Raw genomic sequence first — 21,821 nt, forward strand, 5'->3', positions numbered from 1 at the left:
GGTGGCTTTATCGCTAAGTCTTTACAAAATCAGGAGAAACCCCTGAAATCAATAAAGCGGATCCGTCGCTTGATAGAAATTTTCTATCGAATTCCAGCACCTGCATTTCCTAACCTAGCGGGGGGCGCGGAAATCGTCTGCAAGCGCCATCGCCTCGTCCAGCAGCGCCGAAACCAGCGGCGTGTGCGGTTCGCGCAACGCGGCCACCAGCCCGACCGTGTGGCTGGCGTCCGGCTCGACGATCGGGATAGCCCTGATAGGTTCGGAAAAGCCGAACGTTTCCGTGAGGTTGAGCGGCATGATCGAGGACCATTTGCCCGTGCGGATATGCGAGAACAGCACGATCATCGAATTGGATTCCAGCGTCGGCCGGACCTCGACACCGGCCTCGGCCAGGTGCTGGTCGATGATGCGGCGGTTCTGCATGTCCGGGGTTAGCAGGCAGAGCGGCAGGTGGCTGATCTCGGCCCATGTCACCTTGTCGCGGTCGGAATAGGGGTTTCCGATGGCGGTGATCAGCTGATAGCGCTCATCATAGAGTGGTACGCTGGTCACTCGTCCGAGCGGTTCGTTGTCGAGATAGGTGATGCCGGCGTCTATATCGAAATTGCCGAGCAGCGACAGCACTTCGATCGAGGTCCGGGACAGTACCGAGAAGGTGACGCCGGGGTGTTTTTCGCGGAATGGCGTCGTCAGCCGCGCCACCATGGCGAGCGCGGTGGGAATGGCGGCGATGCGGATACGTCCCGACAAGCCGTGCCGCGCCGCCCGCATCTCCTCGCGCATGGTTCTGGTATCGCCGACGATGCGGCGCGCCCACACCAGCACCTGCTTGCCCTCCGGGGTCAGGCCCTGGAAGCGCGAGCCGCGCAGGACCAGCATCACGCCCAGCTGACCCTCAAGTTGCTTGATGCCGGCCGACAAGGTGGGCTGGGTGACGCCGCACACTTCGGCAGCCCGCCCGAAATGCTCTTCCTTGGCCAGCGCGATGAAAAATTCCAGCTTGTCGATCATATCTGAAGCTAACCGCCGCCGCCGCACCGCGCCAGAGGGCTGCCGGCCACTGCGATGTCGATCGCCCCAAGCCGATGCTTGATCGCAGAAACCTATCGGTCGACGAGATTGAGGATGTTGCCGTCCGGATCCTTGAACCAGGCGACCTTCATGCCGTGACCGACATGGATGTCGCCTTCCAGTGTCAGGCCGGGCATCTCGTAGTGCTCGAACGCAACGCCTTTCGATTTCAGCCCGCTGACGACGGTGTCGATCTCATCGCCGACCGTCCACGTCACCGCCGTCGCCTTGTTGGTTCCGGCGAACTGAGAGCGATAGACATTGATCGTGGTGTCGCCGCTTTTGTACACGATCAGTTCGCCACCCTCGTCATGCACCTGTTTCAGGCCGAGCGTCCCCTCGTAGAAAGCCTTTGCCTTCGCCAGCTCTTTCACCGCGAGGTTGGCCGTCGCGTTGCTGTTTGCAAGCATGATCGTTTCTCCTTCGCTGCTTGTCGTCCCCGGCGTCTCCTTGGAAATAGGTCGCCCCCGTCGCTTGACGAGCCCCGCTTTGCCGGCGATGGCCGGTAATTGCCGTTCGCGAGCGGTGCTTGCAATTGGCTGCATCCACATCTTTCAGCCGGCTTACTGTTCCCCATGGGCGCATGCGGCGCTATGTGGATGGAACTGATGCGCCGGGAGGGACGAACATGCTGGGCTGGTTCCGCAAGCTGTTGCCGCGCGAAGATCGCTTCTTCGACCTGTTCGAGCGGCATTCCCGCACGGTGGTCGGCGGCGCGGAGGCCCTGCAGCAGCTCCTCCTAGGCAAGGACATCGAGCATTGGTGCGAAAAGATCGTCGATCTCGAGGACGAAGCCGACCATATCACCGCCGAAGTCCTGCTTGCCGTGCGGCGCTCATTCATCACGCCTTTCGACCGCGGCGATATCAAGGACCTGATCATGTCGATGGATGACGCCATCGACATGATGCACAAGACCGTCAAGACGGTGCGGCTGTTCGAGAAGAGGGAATTCGATCCGCTGATGCAGGAAATGGGCGCCGTCATTGTCGATGCCGCCAGGCTCGTCGCGGAGGCGATCCCGCTGCTGGCCAAGGTCGGCGCCAACAGTGCGCGCCTGAACGAACTCGCCGAGGAAGTCATGCGTGCCGAAGGCCGAGCCGACGATCTGCATGAGCAGGGCCTGAAGGATCTCTTCAGGCGGCACGGCCGCAGCGATGCGATGGCCTATCTGATCGGCTCGGAGATCTATGGCCAATTGGAGAAGGTGGTCGACCGCTTCGAGGACGTCGCCAACGAGATCAGCGGCATCGTCATCGAGAACGTCTAGGCGATGGAAGTCGCGATCGCCTTTCCCCTGCTGGTCGGCCTCGTCGCCGTCGCGCTGTTCTTCGATTTCCTCAACGGCCTGCACGACGCCGCCAACTCGATCGCCACCATTGTCTCGACCCGGGTGCTGAGACCGCATTACGCGGTGTTCTGGGCGGCCTTCTTCAATTTCATCGCCTTCATGTTCTTTGGCCTTCATGTCGCCGAAACCGTGGGCAAAGGTATCATCGATGCAAGCATCGTCACCCCGGCGGTGATCTTCGCCGCCCTGGTCGGCGCCATCGTCTGGAATATCGTCACCTGGATCGCCGGCATCCCGTCGAGCAGTTCGCATGCGCTGATCGGCGGATTGGTGGGGGCAGGCGTCGCAAAGGCCGGCACGGGTGCCATCGTCTGGGCGGGGCTCGGCAAGACGGTCGCCGCCATCGTCCTGTCGCCGGCGACGGGCTTTGTCCTGGCGCTTCTCCTGATCCTGGTGGTTTCCTGGCTGTTCGTGCGCCAGACGCCGTTCGCCGTCGACAGTACCTTCCGTGTCATGCAGTTCTTTTCCGCCTCCCTCTATTCGCTCGGTCATGGCGGCAACGATGCGCAAAAGACCATGGGCATCATCGCCGTGCTGCTCTATTCCCAAGGCATGCTCGGAACGGATTTCTACGTGCCGCTCTGGGTGGTCCTGACTTGCCAGTCGGCATTGGCGCTGGGCACGCTGTTCGGCGGTTGGCGCATCGTCCACACGATGGGCTCGAAGATCACCAGGCTCAACCCGATGCAGGGATTCTGCGCCGAGACCGGCGGCGCCATCACCCTCTTCGCCGCGACATGGCTCGGTGTTCCGGTTTCGACCACGCACACCATCACCGGCGCCATCATCGGCGTCGGCGCCGCCCGCCGTGTCTCGGCGGTGCGCTGGGGCATAGCCGGCAACATCGTCATCGCATGGGTCGTCACCTTGCCGGCGACGGCGGCGATTTCGGCACTGACCTATCTGGCGGTTCGCCTGGCAGGCTGATGTCGCGGCCTGGCGCTTGGAGCCGCCGGCGATCTGCACTATGTGAGCAGCAGCCGAACGCCAGGGAAGCAACAGCCATGTCCGTCACCAAGGAAACCGTCATCGAGCGCCTGAAAACGGTCAATGGCCCCGATTGCACCGGCAACATCGTCGACCTCGGCATGGTTTCCGAGATTTTCATCGCCGATTCGAAAGTGTTCTTCTCGATCACCGTTCCGGCCGCCAGGGCGCAGGAGATGGAGCCATTGCGCGCCGCGGCCGAGCGTGTCGTGAAAGCTATTCCAGGTGTCGCCGGCGCCGTCGTCGCCTTGACGGCGGAGAAGAAGGGCGGCGGCATGGAGGCGCCTGTCGCGGCGCGCCCGGCGCCACGTCCCGCCCCGCCCGTTGCCGCGCCGCACCCGGCGCCCCATGCGCCTGCCTCGCACAGCCAGGGCAAGCGCGGCGTGCCCGGCATAGAGGCGATCATCGCGGTTGCGTCCGGCAAGGGCGGTGTCGGCAAGTCGACCACTGCCGTCAACCTGGCCCTCGGCCTCGCCGCCAACGGGCTGAAGGTGGGCGTGCTCGATGCCGACATCTATGGCCCGTCCATGCCAAGGCTGCTCAACATTCACGGCCGGCCGCAGACCGTCGACGGCAAGATCCTGAAACCAATGCAGAATTACGGTCTCAAGGTGATGTCGATGGGCTTCCTCGTCGACGAGGAAACGCCGATGATCTGGCGCGGGCCGATGGTGATGTCGGCGCTGACGCAGATGCTGCGCGAAGTCGAATGGGGGCCGCTCGACGTGCTCGTCGTCGATATGCCCCCCGGCACCGGTGATGCCCAGCTCACCATGGCCCAGCAGGTGCCGCTGGCCGGCGCGGTCATCGTCTCGACGCCGCAGGATCTGGCCCTTATCGATGCTCGCAAGGGCCTCAACATGTTCAGGAAGGTCGACGTGCCGCTGCTCGGCATCGTCGAGAACATGAGCTATTTCCTCGCCCCCGACACCGGCAAGCGCTACGACATCTTCGGCCATGGCGGCGCACGCCGCGAGGCCGAGCGCCTCGGCGTCACCTTCCTTGGCGAGGTGCCGCTGGAGATGGGCATCCGCGAAAGCTCGGATGAAGGTGCGCCGGTGGTGGCATCGAAGCCCGACAGTGCCGAAGCGAAGATCTATCGCGATATCGCTTCGAAGGTCTGGGACCGGGTCAACGAAGAGCGCGGCGCGGCCGCGGACGCCGTCCCGAGCATCGTCTTCGAGTAATTTTCGTCCAGGCGGCGCTAACGCTGGATAGACCAGCTAAGCAGCACCCACCTTCTCGCCGAAGCTCGAAAAGAATTGTCCCGCCAATTTCTTCGAGGTCGACTCGATCAGCCGGCTGCCGAGTTGGGCGATCTTGCCGCCGACCTCGGCCTTGGCCGCATATTTCAGAACGGTGGTGCCAGGTCCATCCTCGGTCAGCGTCACGTCGGCGCCGCCCTTGGCGAAGCCGGCGATGCCGCCCTTGCCTTCGCCCTGGATCGTGTAGGCATGCGGGGGATTGAGATTTCTCAACGTCACCTCGCCGTTGAAGGTCGCCTTGATCGGGCCGATCTTCAGCACCACCGTCGCCGCCATCTCGGTCGGCGACTTCATTTCCAGGCTTTGGCAGCCGGGGATGCTTTCTCTCAGCACCGCCGGATCGTTCAGCGCTTCCCAAACTTTCTGGAGGGGTGCGGCGATGCGCTCCTCGCCCTCGATCACCAAAGCCATCAGAACCTCCCGGACGACCAATGTCGGATTGTTGGTAGCGTGCGGCCCGATTGATGTCTATCGCACCAAAGTCCGGATTCAGATCACGCGTGCCCCTTGCCTGCATCCGCGCGTTGTCATATCGATTTGTCATACAAATACGGAGACCATGATGGCTGGCGCCCCCACAGGAAAGAAAAAGTTTCGCTCGCAGGAGTGGTTCGACAACCCCGACAATCCGGGCATGACGGCACTTTATCTGGAGCGCTACCTGAATTACGGGCTGACGCGCGCCGAACTGATGTCGGGCAAGCCGCTGATCGGCATTGCCCAGACCGGTTCCGACCTGTCGCCTTGCAATCGCCACCACATCGAGCTCGCCAAACGCGTGCGCGAAGGCATCGTCTCGATGGGCGGCATTCCTTTCGAATTCCCCTGCCACCCGATCCAGGAGACCGGCAAGCGCCCGACCGCAGCTCTCGACCGCAACCTTGCCTATCTCAGCCTGGTAGAAGTGCTCTATGGCTATCCGCTTGACGGCGTCGTGCTCACCATCGGCTGCGACAAGACGACGCCGGCGCTGTTGATGGCGGCGGCGACCGTCAACATTCCGGCCATAGCGCTGTCGGTCGGTCCGATGCTTAACGGCTGGCACAAGGGCAAGCGCACCGGTTCGGGCACCATCGTCTGGGAATCGCGCCAGCGCCTGTCGGCCGGCGAGATCGGCTACGACGAGTTCATGGACATCGTCGCCTCCTCGGCGCCGTCCACCGGCTACTGCAACACCATGGGCACCGCCACCACCATGAACTCGCTGGCCGAGGCGCTCGGCATGCAGCTGCCGGGCTCGGCCGCGATTCCGGCTCCTTATCGCGAGCGCGGCCAGATCGCCTACGAGACGGGAAAACGCATCGTCGATATGGTGCACGAGGATTTGAAGCCCTCCGACATCATGACGCGCAAGGCCTTCGAGAACGCCATCGTCGTCAATTCGGCGATCGGCGGCTCCACCAACGCGCCGATCCATCTCAACGCCATCGCCCGCCATCTCGGCGTGCCGCTCGACAATGACGACTGGCAGAAGATCGGCCTCGACGTGCCGCTCATCGTCAATCTCCAGCCGACGGGCGAATATCTGGGCGAGGACTACCATCACGCGGGCGGCGTGCCGGCCGTGGTGGCGGAGCTCATGAAAGCCGGGCTGCTGCCGCATCCGGATGCTCTGACCGCCAACGGCAAGACAATGGGCGACAATTGCCGCGATGCCGTCAACGAGAACCGCGAGGTCATCCGCACTGTCGCCGAGCCGCTGAAGGCCAATGCCGGCTTCATCAATCTCAAGGGCAATCTGTTCGATTCGGCAATCATGAAGACCAGCGGCATCTCGCCCGAATTCCGCGAGCGCTATCTCTCCAACCCGAAGGACCCCGAGGCCTTCGAGGGCAATGCCATGGTCTTCGACGGTCCGGAGGATTACCACGCCCGCATCGACGACCCGGCGCAAGGGATCGACGAGCACACCATCCTGTTCATGCGCGGCGCCGGTCCGGTCGGCTATCCCGGCGGCGCCGAGGTCGTCAACATGCAGCCGCCGGCCTATCTCATCAAGAAGGGCATCCACGCGCTGGCCTGCATCGGCGACGGCCGCCAGTCCGGCACGTCAGGCTCGCCCTCCATCCTCAACGCCTCGCCGGAAGCCGCCATCGGCGGCGGGCTTGCGTTGCTCAAGACAGGCGACCGCGTTCGCATCGACCTGAAAAAGGGCACGGCCAACATTCTCGTCACCGATGACGAGATCACCCGCCGCCGCGCCGAGCTGCAGAACAATGGCGGCTACCATTATCCCGAGCACCAGACGCCGTGGCAGGAAATCCAGCGCGGTATGGTGGACCAGTTCTCGGGCGGCATGGTGCTGAAACCGGCGGTGAAATACCAGGACGTCGCTCATACGAAGGGCGTGCCCCGGGACAATCACTGATTATTCCCCGGGACATTCATCGATTGTTTGAAGCGACAATTGACGGATAGCGATCGACGATCGGCGGCCTGATCGGCCGCCGGTCGTTTTTTCGTTTCGTGGCCCGCTATGGACCGAGGACATTGCGTCCTTGACAAGCCTGCCCAACAAATCCACCATCGCTGCAAGGGGTTCATCGCGACGACCCCGTGAGGCGTCAGCCCAACGTTCGCGTCCAGGCTTCTCTTTCAGGAGGTGGACGCCATGCCGTCAACAACCGCTGTCACCGTGCCGCAACTGATCCGTATGGTCGGTTTGCCGGGCGCGCCTGCAATCCTCGATATCCGTACCGAGGACGACTACAACGCCGATCCACGTTTGCTGCCGGCGTCGTACCGGCGCGATTTCAAAACCGTCCAGACTTGGGCAGCCGACTTCGCCGGTGGCCGCGTGGCGGTCGTCTGCCAGCAGGGAAAAAAGCTCTCGCAAGGCGTCGCCGCATGGTTGCGTCATGAAGGGATTGCCGCCGAATCGCTCGAAGGCGGCTTCGAAGCCTGGCGGGACGCCCACGGCCTTCTGGTCCGTGCCGACAGGATGCCGCCTCGTGACGACAAGGGCCGCACCGTCTGGGTGACGCGGGCCCGGCCCAAAGTCGATCGCATCGCCTGCCCCTGGCTGATCCGCCGTTTCGTCGATCCTCAAGCGGTCTTCCTGTTCGTCGACGCCGCGGAAGTGCCCGATGTCGCCGATCGTTTTCAGGCCGTGCCTTTCGACATCGACAATGCGTTCTGGAGCCATCGCGGCGAGCGCTGCACCTTCGACACGATGCTCGAGGAGTTCGGGCTCGAATCCGAAGCGCTCGACCGCCTCGCCGTGATCGTGCGCGCAGCCGACACGGCCAGCCTCGACCTGGTTCCGCAGGCGGCGGGATTTCTCGCCGCCTCGCTTGGCTTGTCGCGCATGTTTCGCGATGACCTGCAACAATTGGATGCCGGCATGCTGCTTTACGACGCGTTCTTCCGCTGGTGCCGCGACGCCACCGACGAGACGCACAATTGGCCGGCGGGAGCGAAGGCGTCATGAACTCCCTCCTTTCCGAGGAAAGTGCCGACCTCATCGAGGCGCCTGCGGTCCCGAGCTTCCGCGAGGCCACGAAACTCTGGGCGAAGATCGGGTTGCTCAGTTTCGGCGGACCGGCCGGGCAGATCGCGCTCATGCACAGGGAATTGGTCGAGGAAAAGCGCTGGATCGGCGAGCAGCGTTTCCTGCATGCGCTGAACTACTGCATGCTGCTGCCTGGCCCCGAGGCCCAGCAACTCGCCATCTACATTGGCTGGCTGCTGCACAAGACGGTCGGCGGTCTTGTCGCCGGCGTCCTCTTCGTCGTGCCCGGCGCGCTCGTCATGCTGACCTTGAGCATTCTCTATGCGCTCTATGGCGATGCGCCGCTGGTCGAGTCGCTGTTTTTCGGGGTGAAGGCGGCGGTGCTGGCGATCGTGGTCGAGGCCGTGATCCGCATCGGCCGGCGCGCCTTGAAGAACCGGGTGATGGCGGCGATCGCGCTTTGCGCCTTTGTCGGCATCTACGTGCTCAACGTCCCCTTTCCGCTCCTCGTCCTGTTTGCAGGACTGGTGGGGTGGGTCGGAAACGGCATCGCGCCGGCCCTGTTTTCTGGCGCCGCGCATGGCAAGGACGAAGCTCCCGACGCCACGGGCGCGGTCGATCTGATGTTCGAGCGCGGCGAACTGGCCCACACCAGGCCGACGCGATGGCACGCGCCGCGCACCATCGCGATCTGGCTGCCGATCTGGCTTGGACCGGTTGTGCTGATCTGGGCGTTCACATCGGCAAACAGCGTCTGGACGCAGATCGGCGGCTTCTTCAGCCTCATGGCGGTCGTCACTTTCGGCGGCGCCTATGCCGTTCTGGCCTATGTCGCGCAAGCGGCCGTCGGTTCTCTTGGCTGGCTTGCGCCAGGCGAAATGGTCGATGGCCTGGGCCTTGCCGAAACCACGCCAGGACCGCTCATCCTGGTCCTGCAGTTCGTCGGCTTCCTTGCAGGCTTGCGCCATTCCGGATCGCCATATCCGTTGTTTGCCGGATCGCTTGGAGCGCTGCTTACGCTGTGGGTTACCTTCACGCCGTGCTTCTTCTGGATATTCCTCGGCGCGCCCTACATCGAGGCGCTGCGCGGCAACAAGGCATTGTCGGCGGCATTGGGCGCGATCACCGCGGCGGTCGTCGGCGTCATCATGAATCTGGCCCTGTGGTTCGCCTTGCACGTCATCTTCCGCGACGTGCGCGCGACGGGGCTCGGAACGGAGATGCCGGTACTGTCCTCGATCGACTGGCGTGCCGCGCTGCTGTCCTGCGCTGCCATGATCGCCATCCTCAAACTGAAAATCGGCATGCTGCCGACGCTTGCCGGATCGGCCCTGGCGGGTGTTCTGCTTTTGGCGGCAACTGGCTAATATCTGCCTCCCTTTGTATTCCGCTGGCGAACCACCTAATTGGTTGAAAACGGGATCGGAATATCATGGCCGCACGGCGCTCTTCCCTCGGTTTCCTCGGCATGTTCGGCCGTTCAAGCGACCTCAGGCAGCTCGATGCCGCATTGCGCGGAGCCGACTTGCATCCCGCCCTTGTGCCGGAGGGCGTAAAGCTCACCATCGTCAACCTGATGAAGGATCACTGGCCCGACGAGCCGCCGCCGCAGGCTTATGCGCAAGTGGCGTGTTTGTTCAGCTATTGTATTGCTGGGCCTGAGGCATTCGAGCGCTCTCATGGCGCGCAGCCGCGGCAGGACGTGGAGCGTCGGGTAGAGGCCGCGGTCGATGCCGGAGACAGTTTCGACGCCCAGATCGTGCTGATGGCGCTACACGCCAAGCTGGTCAATACCGAGGTCGTCGAACATTATGGGCTGAGCGCGGATTAACCTATTTTCAAAGGGGGGCTTTCTCAGCCGCCCATGCCGTTGCGCGGCAGCTTGATCATGTCGCCGAAGCGGGCGCGCAGCCTGTCGTCGAGCGGCTTCGGCACATGGCGCGGGAAGCGTTCGGCGAGGATGCGCTTCTTCTCGACGATCGCCCGCTGCAATATGTCGGGTCGGCCCTTCTCGTTCCATTCCTTCGGCGAAAACCGGTCGCCGACGGCGGGGTAGAAATATTCGGTCTGCATCAGCTTCAGCGTCTGCTCGTTGCCGAGATAGTGGCCCGGGCCTTTCAGGCAGACATCAGCAATGGTGTCGATCGACAGCGCGTCGTCCGTCACCTCGATGCCGCGCACGCAGCGCAGGCAATGGCCCAGCATGTCGTTGTCGATGATCAGGCTTTCCAGGCAGAAGCCGAGCAGGGACGCATGCATGCCGGCCGATTCGTAGACCAGGTTGAGGCCGGAAAGGCCGGCCATCACATTGGTAATGCCTTTTTCATAGCCGGACTGGATGTCGGGCAGTTTCGAATCCGTCATGCCTGCGGCCGAACCGCCTGGCAGGTCGTAGAACTGCGCCATCTGCGCGCAAGCCGCGGTCAGCACCGCCTGTTCGGCCGAGCCGCCGGACATGGCGCCGGTGCGCAGGTCCGACACGAACGGCCAGGTACCGAAGATCGCCGGATGGCCCGGCTTGATGGTGTTGACATAGACAAGGCCGGCCAGCACTTCGGCCACGGCTTGCACCACCGCACCCGCGATCGCCGCCGGAGCGGTGGCCCCGGCCTGTCCGGCCGAAAGCAGCAGGATCGGGATGCCTCCTTCGACGCAGGCCTCGAGCACGCCGCAGGCGTCCTCGGCGAATTTCATCGGCGGCACGACGAAACAGTTGGAGTTCGACACGAACGGCCGGGCCCGGAAATTCTCCTCGCCACCGGCGATCGCGTAGAGCATTTCGAGCGCCGGTTGCACGTTCTCCCGCACCGTGAAGGACGTGCCGACATGCTTGGACGTGCCCATCACGCAGGCATAGAGCGTGTTGAAGTCCATTTCGAGCGGATCGGGAATGTCGCGCGGCACCATGGGCCGCTGGAAGAAATGGATGTTGTCGAGCCCGTCGACGATGCGCGCGGCATCATAGATGTCCTGCAGCAAGGATTCGCGATACTCGCGCTTCTCGACGTCGACAAGATGCACGGCAGCACCCGCCGTGCCGTAATGCACGCGCTTGCCCTGGATCACCATGTCGTGCTTCGGGTCCTGGCCGTGGAGCGTGAAATGCCGCGCCGCCCGCTTGATCGTGTTGAGCACCAGTGCGCGCGGGAAACGGATACGGCCGTCGTCGCCATGGCTGGCGCCGGCCTTGGTCAGCGCCTCGATGCAGGACGGGATTGCGTTGGCGAAGCCGACCGTCTCCAGCAGGGTCAGCACCGCTTCGTGGATGCGCTCGCAATCAGTGCCGCGCAGGGGGCCATAGCTCCCCCCCTCAAGGCCGGCGCGAACCGGCCTGATGTCGTCGGCGAGCGGCGCCGCCCGCATGGCGCGACGCGCTTCGCGTCCGCCGGAGCGGCGCGAACGCTGGTCGGCCGCTTCCTGCTTTTCGACAGCCACTGACATGGAAGCACTCCACCTTTTCTCGGAAGCAGGGCGGCGGTTGGTCCACCATCGGCTGCTTCGTCCCCTTTAGGCCTCGACTATGCCGCCGGCATTGGCACAGCCTATGAGCCAGCCGGTCCGGTTGCATATGCCAGTGCTAAAGAAGCAGGAGCCGCTGTTGCGCGGCTCCCGGGAGGTGGTCAGGCCCAGGTGATCAGGCGGCGGCCGGCCTGCGGCCCGCGGCGGTTGCAAGTTCGCGGATACCGGGCTCGATATGCTGCAGCGCGATCGAGGAGATGCCCAAGCGCATGAAACGCGAAGGCTTTTCGGTGCGGTCGAAGAAGCGGTCGCCCGGCTCGATGATGACGCTGCGCGAGGCGGCGGCCTCGGCCAGTCCGCGGGAATCGGTGCCGCGCGGTCCCTCCAGCCACAGCGACGTGCCGCCGGCCGAGTCGGTCGAACGCCACTCGGGCAGGAAAGCGGAAATCGCATGGACCAGGCGCTTGCGCCGCTCGTCGAAGGCGCTCGACAGCCGCCGCACCAGCGCTTCGTGGTGGCCGAGCGACAGGAACAGCGCGACCGCGCGCTGGTTGTTGGCCGGCGGATGGCGCAGCATGAAGCGGCGCAGCGCCCTGAGTTCGGCGATTAGTCCAGCCGAGGCCACGATGTAGCCAAGCCGCAGGCCCGGAGCCAGCGTCTTCGACATCGAGCCGACATAGATGACGCGGCCCGAGCGGTCGAGGCTCTTCAAGGCCTGCTGCGGCGCCTCGTCGAGAAGCTGGCTGTCATAGCCGTCCTCGATGATGATCTGGTTGTAGCGGTTGGCGCGCGCCAGAAGGTCCTGCCGGCGTTCCGCCGACAGCGGCACCATGGTCGGGCAATGATGGCTGGGCGTGACGAAGACAAAGCCGGAATTGTTGGGAATCGAAGAGGTTACGATGCCGGACTGGTCGACCGGCACCGGCTGGATGTCGGCGCCGGCGAGCCGGAAGATCGAGCGTGCGTCGGGGTAGCCCGGATCCTCCATCGCCACCTTCGAGCCCTTGGTCATCAAAAGCGTCGCCAGCATGTAGAGCGCGTTCTGGGCGCCCAGCGTGACGATGATCTCGTCGGGGTTGGCGAAGATGCCGCGCCTGGGCAGCAGCCGCGCCTGGATCTGCTCGATCAGCAGCGGATCGTCGCGATCGACCATGTCGGAGGCCCAGTTGCGGATCTCCAGCACGGCAAGCGCCATGCGGTTGCACTCGCGCCACTCGGCGGTCGGGAACAGCGCCGGATCGAACTGGCCATAGACGAAGGGGTAGGACGACTTGATCCAGTTCTCGTGCTTGGCTGGCGGCGGCATGTCGCTGGCCGCGATCTGCCGGCGTGCCTTCCAGTCGATCTCGTTGGCCTGGTCGGGCGCCTTCTGGTGCGGCTTGGCCGGCGTCGCCAAAACGTCGGGATTGACGAAATGGCCGCGCCGCTCGCGCGCCACCAGGAAGCCCTGGTCGACCAGTTGCTGGAAGGCCAGCACCACGGTTCCGCGCGCCACGCCGAGTTTTTCGGCCAATATCCGGCATGACGGAAGCGGCATCGAAGCGGCGATCTGGCGGTCGAGAATAGCGGCCACGATCGCCTGGCGGATCTGTGCCTGCAAAGTCTGGCCGGATTCGGCCGAAATCCGGAACAGGCCGGACCATATGGCCGTGTCGTTGCGCTGTGGCATGGGAAATGTTCCTCGATGGCCAGCTTTTTTCGTTTGGCTGGACCAGTCGAATGTAACGGTGGCACAAGGGGTTGCGCCAATCAATTTTTCTGATCTTTGGGATTTATGCCAGTGATCTTTCGGCCTTCGCATCCCAGTGCGTCATCGCCGCGTATTGACCGGACGGAATTCGGCTCAATAGTTTGGCGCGACGACACGCGCCGGAAACATCCGGTCTGCTAAGATAATTTAACAGTCCCAGGAGCCCGCCGGTGGATCAGTCAGCCTTCCAAAAACAGCTTGCCGCCTTGCGCGACCATCGCGCCGCGGCAGCCGGCGATATGCGCCAGGCCTTCGCCGCCGATCCGCAGCGGTTCAAGACGTTCTCCGCCAGCTACGGCGACCTGTTGCTCGACTGGTCGAAATGCGCCGTCGATGCGCGCACGATGGACCTGCTGGAGAATCTGGCTGACGCCGCCGATCTCGAAGGCCGCCGCGCCGCCATGTTCGCCGGCAAGAAGATCAACGTTACAGAGGGCCGCGCTGTTCTGCACACCGCCCTGCGCAACCTGACCGGCAAGGGCATCGTGCTCGACGGGCAGGATGTGAAGGCGGAGGTCATTGCCGTATTGGACGCGATGGGCGCCTTCGCCGACGCGGTGCGTTCCGGCAAGGCGACGGGCGCCACCGGCAAGAAGATCACCGACATCGTCAATATCGGCATCGGCGGCTCCGATCTCGGCCCGGCCATGGCGACGTTGGCGCTGGCGCCCTATCATGACGGTCCGCGCGCGCACTATGTCTCCAACATCGACGGCGCCCATATCCACGACACGCTGAAGGGCCTTTCCGCCGAGAGCACGCTTTTTATCGTCGCCTCCAAGACCTTCACCACGGTCGAAACGATGACCAATGCGCAGACGGCGCGCGACTGGGTCCAGAAGGCGCTCGGCAAGGAAGCGATCGGCAAGCACTTCGCCGCTGTCTCGACGGCACTCGACCTGGTGGCGAAGTTCGGCATCGAGCCGGACCGCGTCTTCGGCTTCTGGGATTGGGTCGGCGGCCGCTATTCTGTGTGGGGCGCCATCGGCCTTCCCGTGATGATCGCCATTGGTCCACGCGATTTCCGCGCCTTCCTCGATGGCGCGCACGAAATGGACGAACACTTCCGCACAGCGCCGCTGGCCAAAAACCTGCCGGTGCTGCTTGGCCTTTTCGGCTGGTGGCATCGCGTCGTTTGCAAATACCCGGCCCGCGCGGTCATCCCCTATGACCAGCGCCTGTCCAGGCTGCCGGCCTATCTCCAGCAGCTCGACATGGAATCGAACGGCAAGAGCGTCACCCTGGACGGCGGCCCCGTGGCGACGCCGACCGGGCCGCTGGTCTGGGGCGAGCCCGGCACCAATGGCCAGCACGCCTTCTTCCAGCTCCTGCACCAGGGAACCGATTTCATTCCGGTCGAATTCCTCGCCGCGGCGAACGGCCACGAGCCGGAGCTGAAGCACCATCACGACCTGCTGCTCGCCAACTGCCTGGCGCAGTCGGAAGCCTTCATGAGGGGCCGCACGCTGGAGGAAGCGCGCGCGCAGATGCTGGCCAAGGGCATGAAGCCGGCCGATGTCGATCGTATTGCCCCGCACCGCGTCTTCTCCGGCAACCGGCCCTCGGTGACCATTCTTTATCGCAAGCTTGACCCGCGCACGCTCGGCCGCCTGATCGCTCTCTACGAACACCGCGTCTTCGTCGAGGGAACGCTGTTCGACATCAACTCCTTCGACCAATGGGGCGTCGAGCTCGGCAAGGAACTGGCCACCGGCCTTCTGCCAGTCGTGGAAGGCAAGGAAAGTGCCGCAAAGCGGGATGCCTCGACCGCCGGCCTGGTGGAACACATCCACCATTTGCGTGGTTCGGAGTGACTGAGTTGGCAGACATCAAGGGAATATTGTTCGACAAGGACGGAACGCTTGTCGACTTCAATGCGACCTGGCTCGGGGTTGCCGACTTCATGGCCATGGACGCCTCCGAAGGCGACCGCTGGAAGGCCGACAGGCTGCTTGCGGCCGCGGGCTTCGATTTCGCCAACAGGCGCTTCAAGCCCGATTCCATCTTTGCCTCCGGCACCAATCTCGACGTCGTTGAATTGTGGTTTCCGCGCCTGTCCGACGAAGACCAGATGCTGGCCGTCGCCCGCTTCAACCAGATCACCTCGGTGCAGGGCTCGGCGATGGCGGTGGCTCTGCCGGGCATCGTCGAAACGCTCGGCACCTTGCACGCAAGGTCCTATCGGCTCGGCGTCGCCACCAACGATTCGACCAGCGGCGCGGAAAAAACGCTGGTAACGCTCGGCGTCGCGCAGCTGTTCGACGCCGCCTACGGCTATGACGCGGTGGCCAATCCCAAGCCGGCGCCGGATACGATCCAGGCCTTCTGCGATCTCACCGGCCTGAAGCCGACGCAGGTCGCCATGATCGGCGATAACCGCCACGATCTCGAAATGGCGCGTGCCGGCGGCTGCGGCCTGGCGGTCGGCGTGCTTTCGGGCACCGGCACCCGTGAATCTCTGGCCGGAATTGCCGACGTGATCCTGGATTCGGTTGTCGACCTGCCGGATTTCCTTTCAGCGCGGGTCAAGGAGACGATCTGATCTCGTCGCTAGCGGCGTCTCGGCTTCGAAGGAAAAGACGCCGCTCGGCCTGCTTGCGGCGCCCTTCGCGTCGCCGAAATCCGGCACCTGATATTCGGCGAGCAGCCTGAGCCGCGACAATGGTAGATCGGCGCGGCGCGGGTCGCCGATCAGGACCTCGACGCCAGCGGCAAGGCAGCGGTCGAGGAAGGGGATCATGCGTTGGGTGACATCGGGTCCGTAGAACACGTCGCCAGCCAGCACAAGGTCGACCGCCGGTGGCGGACCGGTGGTAATGTCTTTGCAGATCACCGAGATCGTGACGCCGTTGTCTTTTGCATTGAGACCGAGCGCGGCGACGCCGTTTCGGTCGATCTCGGCGGCGATCACTTCGCGGGCCCCGGCCTTCGCGGCAGCGATGCCGACAATGCCGGAGCCGGCACCAAGATCGAGCACGCGGCGTCCCGCCACGGTCATCGGATGGTCGAGGACATAGCGCGCGAGCACGGTGCCGCCGGCCCATGCATAGGCCCAATAGGGCGGTTGTGGCTCCGGCGCATCCTCGTCGGCTTCGTCGTGCGGCTCCACAAGCCGCCTCAATCCTGTGCCTGGATGGGGTGCGTAAAGCCAGATCTCGGGAAGCGCGGGAACAGGCACGAGGCGCATGTTGGCCTTGATGAACTCGGCCGGGTCGAGGCGCTGGCGCCGGTCTGGCGCATCGTCGCCGGCAAGATCGTGGTCCAAGCCGGCTCCTATTCGCGCAATGCGCGCCGCAGGATCTTTCCGACCGGCGTCTTCGGCAGTTCTGTCCTGAATTCGATGTATCTGGGCCGCTTGTACCCGGTCAGGTTCTCACGGCAATAGGCGGTGATGGCCTCGGCGGTCAGCGCCTGGTCCTTCTTGACGATGAACAGTTTCGGCACTTCGCCCGAATGCTCGTCCGGCACGCCGATTGCCGCCACTTCGAGCACGCCGGGATGCAGCGCCACGACTTCCTCGAGCTCGGTCGGATAGACGTTGAAGCCGGAAACGAGGATCATGTCCTTCTTGCGGTCGACGATCTTGGTGTAGCCGCGCTCGTCCATGAAGCCCATGTCGCCCGACTTGAAGAAGCCGTCCTTGGTCATCACCTTGGCGGTCTCGTCAGGCCGGTTCCAGTAGCCCGCCATCACCTGCGGCCCCTTGATGCAGATTTCGCCGACCTCGCCGAGCGGCAAATTGTTGTCCTCCTCGTCGCGGATGGCGATCTCGGTAGACGGCAGCGGCAGGCCGATCGTGCCGGTGAATTCGCCGGAGCTGAACTTGTTGGCCGTTGCCACGGGCGACGTCTCCGACAGGCCGTAGCCTTCACTGACCGGGCAGCCCGTCAGCGCCTTCCAGCGCTCGGCGACGCCCTTTTGCACCGCCATGCCGCCGCCCAGCGTCAGGAGCAGCGGCTTGAAGTCGAGCTTGCGGAAATCCTCATTGTTGAGCAGCGCGTTGAACAGCGTGTTGAGGCCTGGAAAGATATGGATCGGATACTTGCCCATTTCCTTGACGAAGCCGGGGATGTCGCGCGGATTGGGGATCAGTATGTTCTGTCCACCCATTTGCATGCCCATCAGCGCATTCACGGTCAGCGCGAAGATATGATAGAGCGGCAGTGCGCAGATGAGGTTGAGATGGGCGGGTTTTGGCTTGACCGTGTAGGCGTCCTGCAGCCACAGCGAATTCTGCGCGACATTGGCCAGCACGTTGCTGTGCAGCAGGATAGCACCCTTCGAGATTCCCGTGGTGCCGCCGGTATATTGCAGGAACGCGATATCGTCGGCCGCTACCTTGGCCGGCTTGAAACCCATGCCGCTGCCCACCTTCAGCGCCGCGTTGAACTTGACATGGCCGGGCAATGACCAGGCCGGCACCATCTTCTTGACGCGGCGCACCACCAGATTGACGATGCTTCCCTTGAGCCCGCCGAGCATGTCGCCCATGGCCGCGACGACGACGTGCTTGACCGACGTCCTGGCGATCACCGCTTGCAAGGTGCTGGCGAAGTTCTCCAGGATGATGATCGCTTGTGCCCCGGAATCCTTGAGCTGGTGTTCCAGCTCGCGCGGCGTGTAGAGAGGGTTGACATTGACCACCGTGTAGCCGGCGCGCGCCACCGCCATCATCGCCACCGGATATTGCAGCACGTTCGGCATCATCAGGGCGACGCGTGCGCCTTTGGGCAACCCGGTCGATTGCAGGTAGGCGCCGAACGCCGCCGAAAGCCGTTCGAGTTCCGCATAGGTGATCGACTTGCCCATGCAGGTGAAGGCCGGCTGGCCGGCAAATTGCTTGCAGGCGGCAACGAGGAAATCGCCGATGGAGCTGTAGGGCAGGGCGCCGATCTCGGCCGGCATGTTCTTCGGGTAGCTTTCCAGCCAGGGCTTTTCCGGCAAGCCTGCGGCAAGGGCGGTGAGCGCTTTCGGCAATCGCTTGGCGGCCGCCGGTCTCGAGGCCGCCGGTGCCGGCTTGGCCACGGATGCGGCTTGTGCGGCCCCAGTCTTGCTAGTCCGGGTCGCCCCGGTCTTGCTCGCGCCAGTCTTCGTCGTCCTGGCCTTGGTCGAACTGGTCTTTGTCGTCCCGGTTTTAGCAGTTCCGGCCTTCGCCGACGTCTTTGCGGGGACGGCTTTGGCCGCCGGCTTCGCGGCCGGTTTGACAACAGCGTCCGCCTTGCCGGCGGAAGGTTTCCCTGCGGCCTTTGCCTTTGTGCTCTTTGCGTTCTTGGCGGAGGGCGTTGGCTGCTTGTCGGCGCCCGCGGCCGGCTTCAGGGTCGCCTTGGCCGTCTTCGGCGGAGCCGTCCTGTTCGATGCTTTTGCCAACCGTCCCTCCCTGTTTTGTTCGCCCCTGCCGCGCTCGCCTCCTGCTAAGAGAGGCGTCCCCCGCTGCCGACGGTGCCTTGTCTATGTATGGCCTCTATCGGCGGGCGTGCAAGCCTTGCCCCAGCGGCAAGCCGTCGAAAGATTTGCCGCCGAAAATCTTTCCCGCCACGGGCGCAGCGGCCCTGCATCTCCGGCATCCCCGGTCATATGAAAGCGGGCGCGACGTTGATCTCGTAAGATTGGTGATCAATAAAAAAATGCGGTCGTTAATAATGTCGTGAATAGAAAAAAATACTGAATTTTTCCATTTTTTTGCGGAGAGGAGGATTTTTTTCCCGCTTACCATGGGGTAGGCAAACTGGGTGTTCCAAAGCCGGAGAAACGGTGCTTATATGCGCGCTTCGCGAGCCTGATAGAGGGGCTTGGAAAAACATCAGGGAGTGCTCAATGAGGAAGAAACTGACTTTTGCAGCCGCGTTGCTGGCTGCAAGCGTCCTGGGCGGCGTGGCCAACGCAAAAACCTTGGTCTACTGCGCCGAAGCTTCGCCGGAAGGCTTTGACCCGGCGCCCTACACCGCGGGACAGACGTTCGATGCGTCTTCGCGTACGGTCTTCAACCGCCTCGTCGAATTCGATCATGGCAAGACAACGGTCTCGCCGGGCCTGGCCGAAAGCTGGTCCATTTCCGACGATGGCAAGGAATACACGTTCAAGCTTCGCAAGGGCGTGAAGTTCGCCGCTACCGACTATTTCACCCCGACGCGCGACTTCAACGCCGACGACGTGGTGTTCTCGTTCCAGCGTCAGGTCGACAAGAACGGCCCCTGGTTCCAGTACATACCGGGCATTGCCTACCAGTATTACAATGACCAGTTCGGCGACAACATCACCAAGGTCGAGAAGGTCGACGACCTGACGGTGAAGTTCACCCTCAAGGAGCCGGCGATCACTTTGATCCCGACGCTGGGCATGGACTTCGCCTCAATCGTTTCCAAGGAATATGCCGACAAGCTGCAGGCGGACAAGACGCCTGAACTGTTCAACCAGAAGCCGATTGGCACCGGCCCGTTCATCTTCGTCGATTACCAGACCGACGCTGCCATCCGCTACAAGGCCAACCCCGACTATTGGGGCGGCAAGCAGAAGATCGACGACCTTGTCTTCGCCATCACCACCGATCCGGCGGTCCGTGCGCAGAAGCTGAAGGCCGGCGAATGCAACATCATGTCCTACCCGGCGCCGGCCGACATCGCCGGCCTGCAGGCCGATCCGAACCTGAAGGTTGACGAGCAGGAAGGCCTCAATGTCGGCGCGCTGATGTACAACACCCAGCAGAAGCCGTTCGACGACGTGCGCGTGCGCAAGGCGCTCAACATGGCCATCAACAAGAAGGCTATCATCGACGCGGTCTTCCAGGGCGCCGGCCAGGTGGCCGTCAACCCGATCCCGCCGACCATGTGGTCCTACAACAAGGACGTGAAGGACGATCCGTACGATCCGGATGCGGCCAAGAAGATGCTCGAAGAGGCCGGCGTCAAGGACCTCAAGATGAATGTCTGGGCCATGCCTGTGTCGCGCCCCTACATGCCGAACGCGCGCCGCACCGCCGAGCTGATCCAGGCCGACTTCGCCAAGGTCGGCGTCACAGTCAACATCGTCAGCTACGATTGGGGTGAATACCTCAAGCGCGCTTCGGCGGTCGATCACGACGGCGCCGTCATCGTCGGCTGGACCGGTGACAATGGCGATCCGGACAACTTCCTCGGTGTGCTCTTGAGCTGCGCTTCCGTCGGTTCGAACAACCGCGCGGAATGGTGCAACAAGGACTTCGATGCGCTCATCAACAAGGCCAAGACGGTTTCCGACCAGGCCGAGCGCACCAAGCTCTACGAACAGGCGCAGGTCATCTTCAAGGAACAGGCACCGTGGGCGACGCTCGCACACTCCAAGGTGTTCATGCCGATGCAGAAGACCGTCTCCGGCTTTGCGATGGATCCGCTCGGCATCCATCGCTTCGACGGCGTCGATATCGCCGAATAAGGTTCGCGAAACGGGGCGGCGCCACAGCGCCGTCCCACCTCGCCCGCCATGCTGCGTTATATCCTCGGCAAGCTCGCCCTCATCGTCCCGACCTTCATCGGGATAACCATCCTCGCCTTCGGCTTCGTGCGCATCCTGCCCGGTGATCCGGTGCTGGTGCTCGCGGGCGAACGCGGCCTGTCGCCCGAACGTCACGCTGCGCTGATGCACCAGTTCGGCTTCGACCTGCCGATCTGGCGACAGTACCTGACCTATCTGGCCAATATCCTCAGCGGTGATTTCGGCACCTCGTTTTCCACCAAGACGCCGGTGCTCAAGGATTTCCTGGTGCGGTTCCCGGCGACGGTCGAACTTGCCATCTTCGCCATGATCTTCGCCATCGTCATCGGCGTCGCCTTCGGCATCTTCGCCGCGATCCGCCGCGGCTCCTGGTTCGACCAACTGACCATGGGAACGGCGCTGGCAGGCTATTCCATGCCGATCTTCTGGTGGGGGCTGCTGCTGATCATCGTGTTCTCCGGCATGCTGCACTGGACACCGGTTTCCGGCCGCATCGACCTTCTCTATTTCTTCAAGCCGGTAACCGGCTTCATGACCATCGATTCCCTGATCTCCGGACAGAAGGGTGCATTCCGCTCGGCCCTGTCGCACCTCGTCCTGCCCACCATCGTGCTCGGCACCATTCCGCTTGCCGTCATCGCCAGGCAGACGCGGTCGGCCATGCTCGAGGTCCTCGGCGAGGACTATGTGCGCACCGCGCGCGCCAAGGGCCTGGCGCCTCGCCGCGTCATCGGGCTGCACGCTTTCCGCAATGCGCTGATCCCGGTCGTCACCACCATTGGCCTGCAGGTCGGCACGCTCCTGACCGGCGCCATCCTGACCGAGAGCATTTTTTCGTGGCCAGGCATCGGCAAATGGATGATCGACGCTATTTCCAAGCGCGACTATTTCACCGTGCAAGGCGGGTTGCTTTTGATCGCGCTTATCGTCATGTCGGTGAACCTCATCGTCGACGTGCTCTATGCCGTCATCAACCCGCGTATCCGGGCGAATTGACATGACCAACGAAGGCCCTGC

General features: G+C 63.4%; 18 protein-coding genes. 11 read left to right on the forward strand and 7 right to left on the reverse strand.

The genetic code is table 11. The features are described 5' to 3' along the window. Positions 1 to 114: 114 nt before the first annotated feature. On the reverse strand, positions 115 to 1,014 hold the full coding sequence (locus tag LB547_RS14250; RefSeq protein ID WP_140556811.1) for a LysR family transcriptional regulator: 900 nt from the start codon (positions 1,012 to 1,014) through the stop codon (positions 115 to 117). Between the two features lie 92 nt (positions 1,015 to 1,106). Continuing rightward, positions 1,107 to 1,484 (reverse strand): VOC family protein, encoded by a 378-nt coding sequence (locus LB547_RS14255; protein WP_140513034.1) that lies wholly within the window; start codon positions 1,482 to 1,484, stop codon positions 1,107 to 1,109. 218 nt (positions 1,485 to 1,702) lie between these two features. On the opposite strand from LB547_RS14255, the gene LB547_RS14260 reads away from it, so the two are divergent. The 3 genes from LB547_RS14260 (at position 1,703) to LB547_RS14270 (ending at position 4,599) form a co-directional block, all read left to right on the forward strand. After that, entirely contained in the window at positions 1,703 to 2,344 is a 642-nt protein-coding gene (locus LB547_RS14260) for a DUF47 domain-containing protein (protein WP_140759374.1), read from the forward strand. A 3-nt stretch (positions 2,345 to 2,347) separates the two neighbouring features. Continuing rightward, positions 2,348 to 3,352 carry an inorganic phosphate transporter gene (locus LB547_RS14265; protein ID WP_140497030.1) on the forward strand — a complete coding sequence of 335 codons (1,005 nt, stop codon included), beginning with the start codon at positions 2,348 to 2,350 and terminating at the stop codon, positions 3,350 to 3,352. Positions 3,353 to 3,429: 77 nt separating this feature from the next. After that, entirely contained in the window at positions 3,430 to 4,599 is a 1,170-nt protein-coding gene (locus tag LB547_RS14270) for an Mrp/NBP35 family ATP-binding protein (protein ID WP_140759376.1), read from the forward strand. Between the two features lie 36 nt (positions 4,600 to 4,635). Here LB547_RS14270 and LB547_RS14275 read toward each other — a convergent pair whose 3' ends face one another. Beyond that, positions 4,636 to 5,088, reverse strand: a complete 453-nt coding sequence (locus LB547_RS14275) for an SRPBCC family protein (RefSeq protein ID WP_140580489.1) — start codon at positions 5,086 to 5,088, stop codon at positions 4,636 to 4,638. A 151-nt stretch (positions 5,089 to 5,239) separates the two neighbouring features. Between LB547_RS14275 and LB547_RS14280 the strand changes: the two genes are divergently transcribed. The 4 genes from LB547_RS14280 (at position 5,240) to LB547_RS14295 (ending at position 9,959) form a co-directional block, all read left to right on the forward strand. Further along, complete coding sequence (locus LB547_RS14280) at positions 5,240 to 7,045, forward strand: IlvD/Edd family dehydratase (RefSeq protein ID WP_140497024.1); 1,806 nt, start codon at positions 5,240 to 5,242, stop codon at positions 7,043 to 7,045. Positions 7,046 to 7,288: 243 nt separating this feature from the next. Next, entirely contained in the window at positions 7,289 to 8,107 is an 819-nt protein-coding gene (locus LB547_RS14285) for a chromate resistance protein ChrB domain-containing protein (RefSeq protein ID WP_140497022.1), read from the forward strand. Then, positions 8,104 to 9,495 (forward strand): chromate efflux transporter, encoded by a 1,392-nt coding sequence (gene chrA / locus LB547_RS14290; RefSeq protein ID WP_140759378.1) that lies wholly within the window; start codon positions 8,104 to 8,106, stop codon positions 9,493 to 9,495. The genes LB547_RS14285 and chrA overlap by 4 nt, the downstream gene beginning before the upstream one ends. Before the next feature lie 65 nt (positions 9,496 to 9,560). Next, complete coding sequence (locus LB547_RS14295) at positions 9,561 to 9,959, forward strand: hypothetical protein (protein WP_140759380.1); 399 nt, start codon at positions 9,561 to 9,563, stop codon at positions 9,957 to 9,959. Between the two features lie 23 nt (positions 9,960 to 9,982). Here LB547_RS14295 and LB547_RS14300 read toward each other — a convergent pair whose 3' ends face one another. Together LB547_RS14300 and LB547_RS14305 are read right to left on the reverse strand one after the other, a co-directional pair. After that, positions 9,983 to 11,569 (reverse strand): trimethylamine methyltransferase family protein, encoded by a 1,587-nt coding sequence (locus tag LB547_RS14300; protein ID WP_140559714.1) that lies wholly within the window; start codon positions 11,567 to 11,569, stop codon positions 9,983 to 9,985. 193 nt (positions 11,570 to 11,762) lie between these two features. Next, complete coding sequence (locus LB547_RS14305; protein ID WP_140759382.1) at positions 11,763 to 13,256, reverse strand: PLP-dependent aminotransferase family protein; 1,494 nt, start codon at positions 13,254 to 13,256, stop codon at positions 11,763 to 11,765. A gap of 251 nt (positions 13,257 to 13,507) precedes the next feature. On the opposite strand from LB547_RS14305, the gene pgi reads away from it, so the two are divergent. Then, a complete protein-coding gene (gene pgi / locus LB547_RS14310) occupies positions 13,508 to 15,151 on the forward strand; it encodes a glucose-6-phosphate isomerase (RefSeq protein WP_140559713.1) in 1,644 nt (547 codons plus the stop codon). Positions 15,152 to 15,156: 5 nt separating this feature from the next. Next, positions 15,157 to 15,879: an HAD family hydrolase gene (locus LB547_RS14315; RefSeq protein ID WP_140497010.1), complete on the forward strand. Its 723-nt coding sequence runs from the start codon at positions 15,157 to 15,159 to the stop codon at positions 15,877 to 15,879. Here the strand turns inward: LB547_RS14315 and LB547_RS14320 are convergent. After that, entirely contained in the window at positions 15,853 to 16,602 is a 750-nt protein-coding gene (locus LB547_RS14320) for a class I SAM-dependent methyltransferase (RefSeq protein ID WP_181177963.1), read from the reverse strand. The two genes, LB547_RS14315 and LB547_RS14320, sit on opposite strands and share 27 nt — an antisense overlap. Before the next feature lie 8 nt (positions 16,603 to 16,610). Continuing rightward, entirely contained in the window at positions 16,611 to 18,704 is a 2,094-nt protein-coding gene (locus LB547_RS14325) for a long-chain fatty acid--CoA ligase (RefSeq protein ID WP_140759384.1), read from the reverse strand. Between the two features lie 447 nt (positions 18,705 to 19,151). Here LB547_RS14325 and LB547_RS14330 point away from each other — a divergent pair, with 447 nt between their 5' ends. Both LB547_RS14330 and LB547_RS14335 read left to right on the forward strand, forming a co-directional pair. Beyond that, the gene (locus LB547_RS14330) at positions 19,152 to 20,744 is read left to right on the forward strand and encodes an ABC transporter substrate-binding protein (protein ID WP_140497006.1); all 1,593 of its coding nucleotides are present in this window, start codon (positions 19,152 to 19,154) and stop codon (positions 20,742 to 20,744) included. 48 nt (positions 20,745 to 20,792) lie between these two features. Then, positions 20,793 to 21,800 (forward strand): ABC transporter permease subunit, encoded by a 1,008-nt coding sequence (locus LB547_RS14335; protein ID WP_140497004.1) that lies wholly within the window; start codon positions 20,793 to 20,795, stop codon positions 21,798 to 21,800. Positions 21,801 to 21,821 lie beyond the last annotated feature (21 nt).

Source organism: Mesorhizobium sp. B264B1B (assembly GCF_020165765.1).
In the GTDB taxonomy this organism is placed as follows: Bacteria; Pseudomonadota; Alphaproteobacteria; order Rhizobiales; family Rhizobiaceae; genus Mesorhizobium.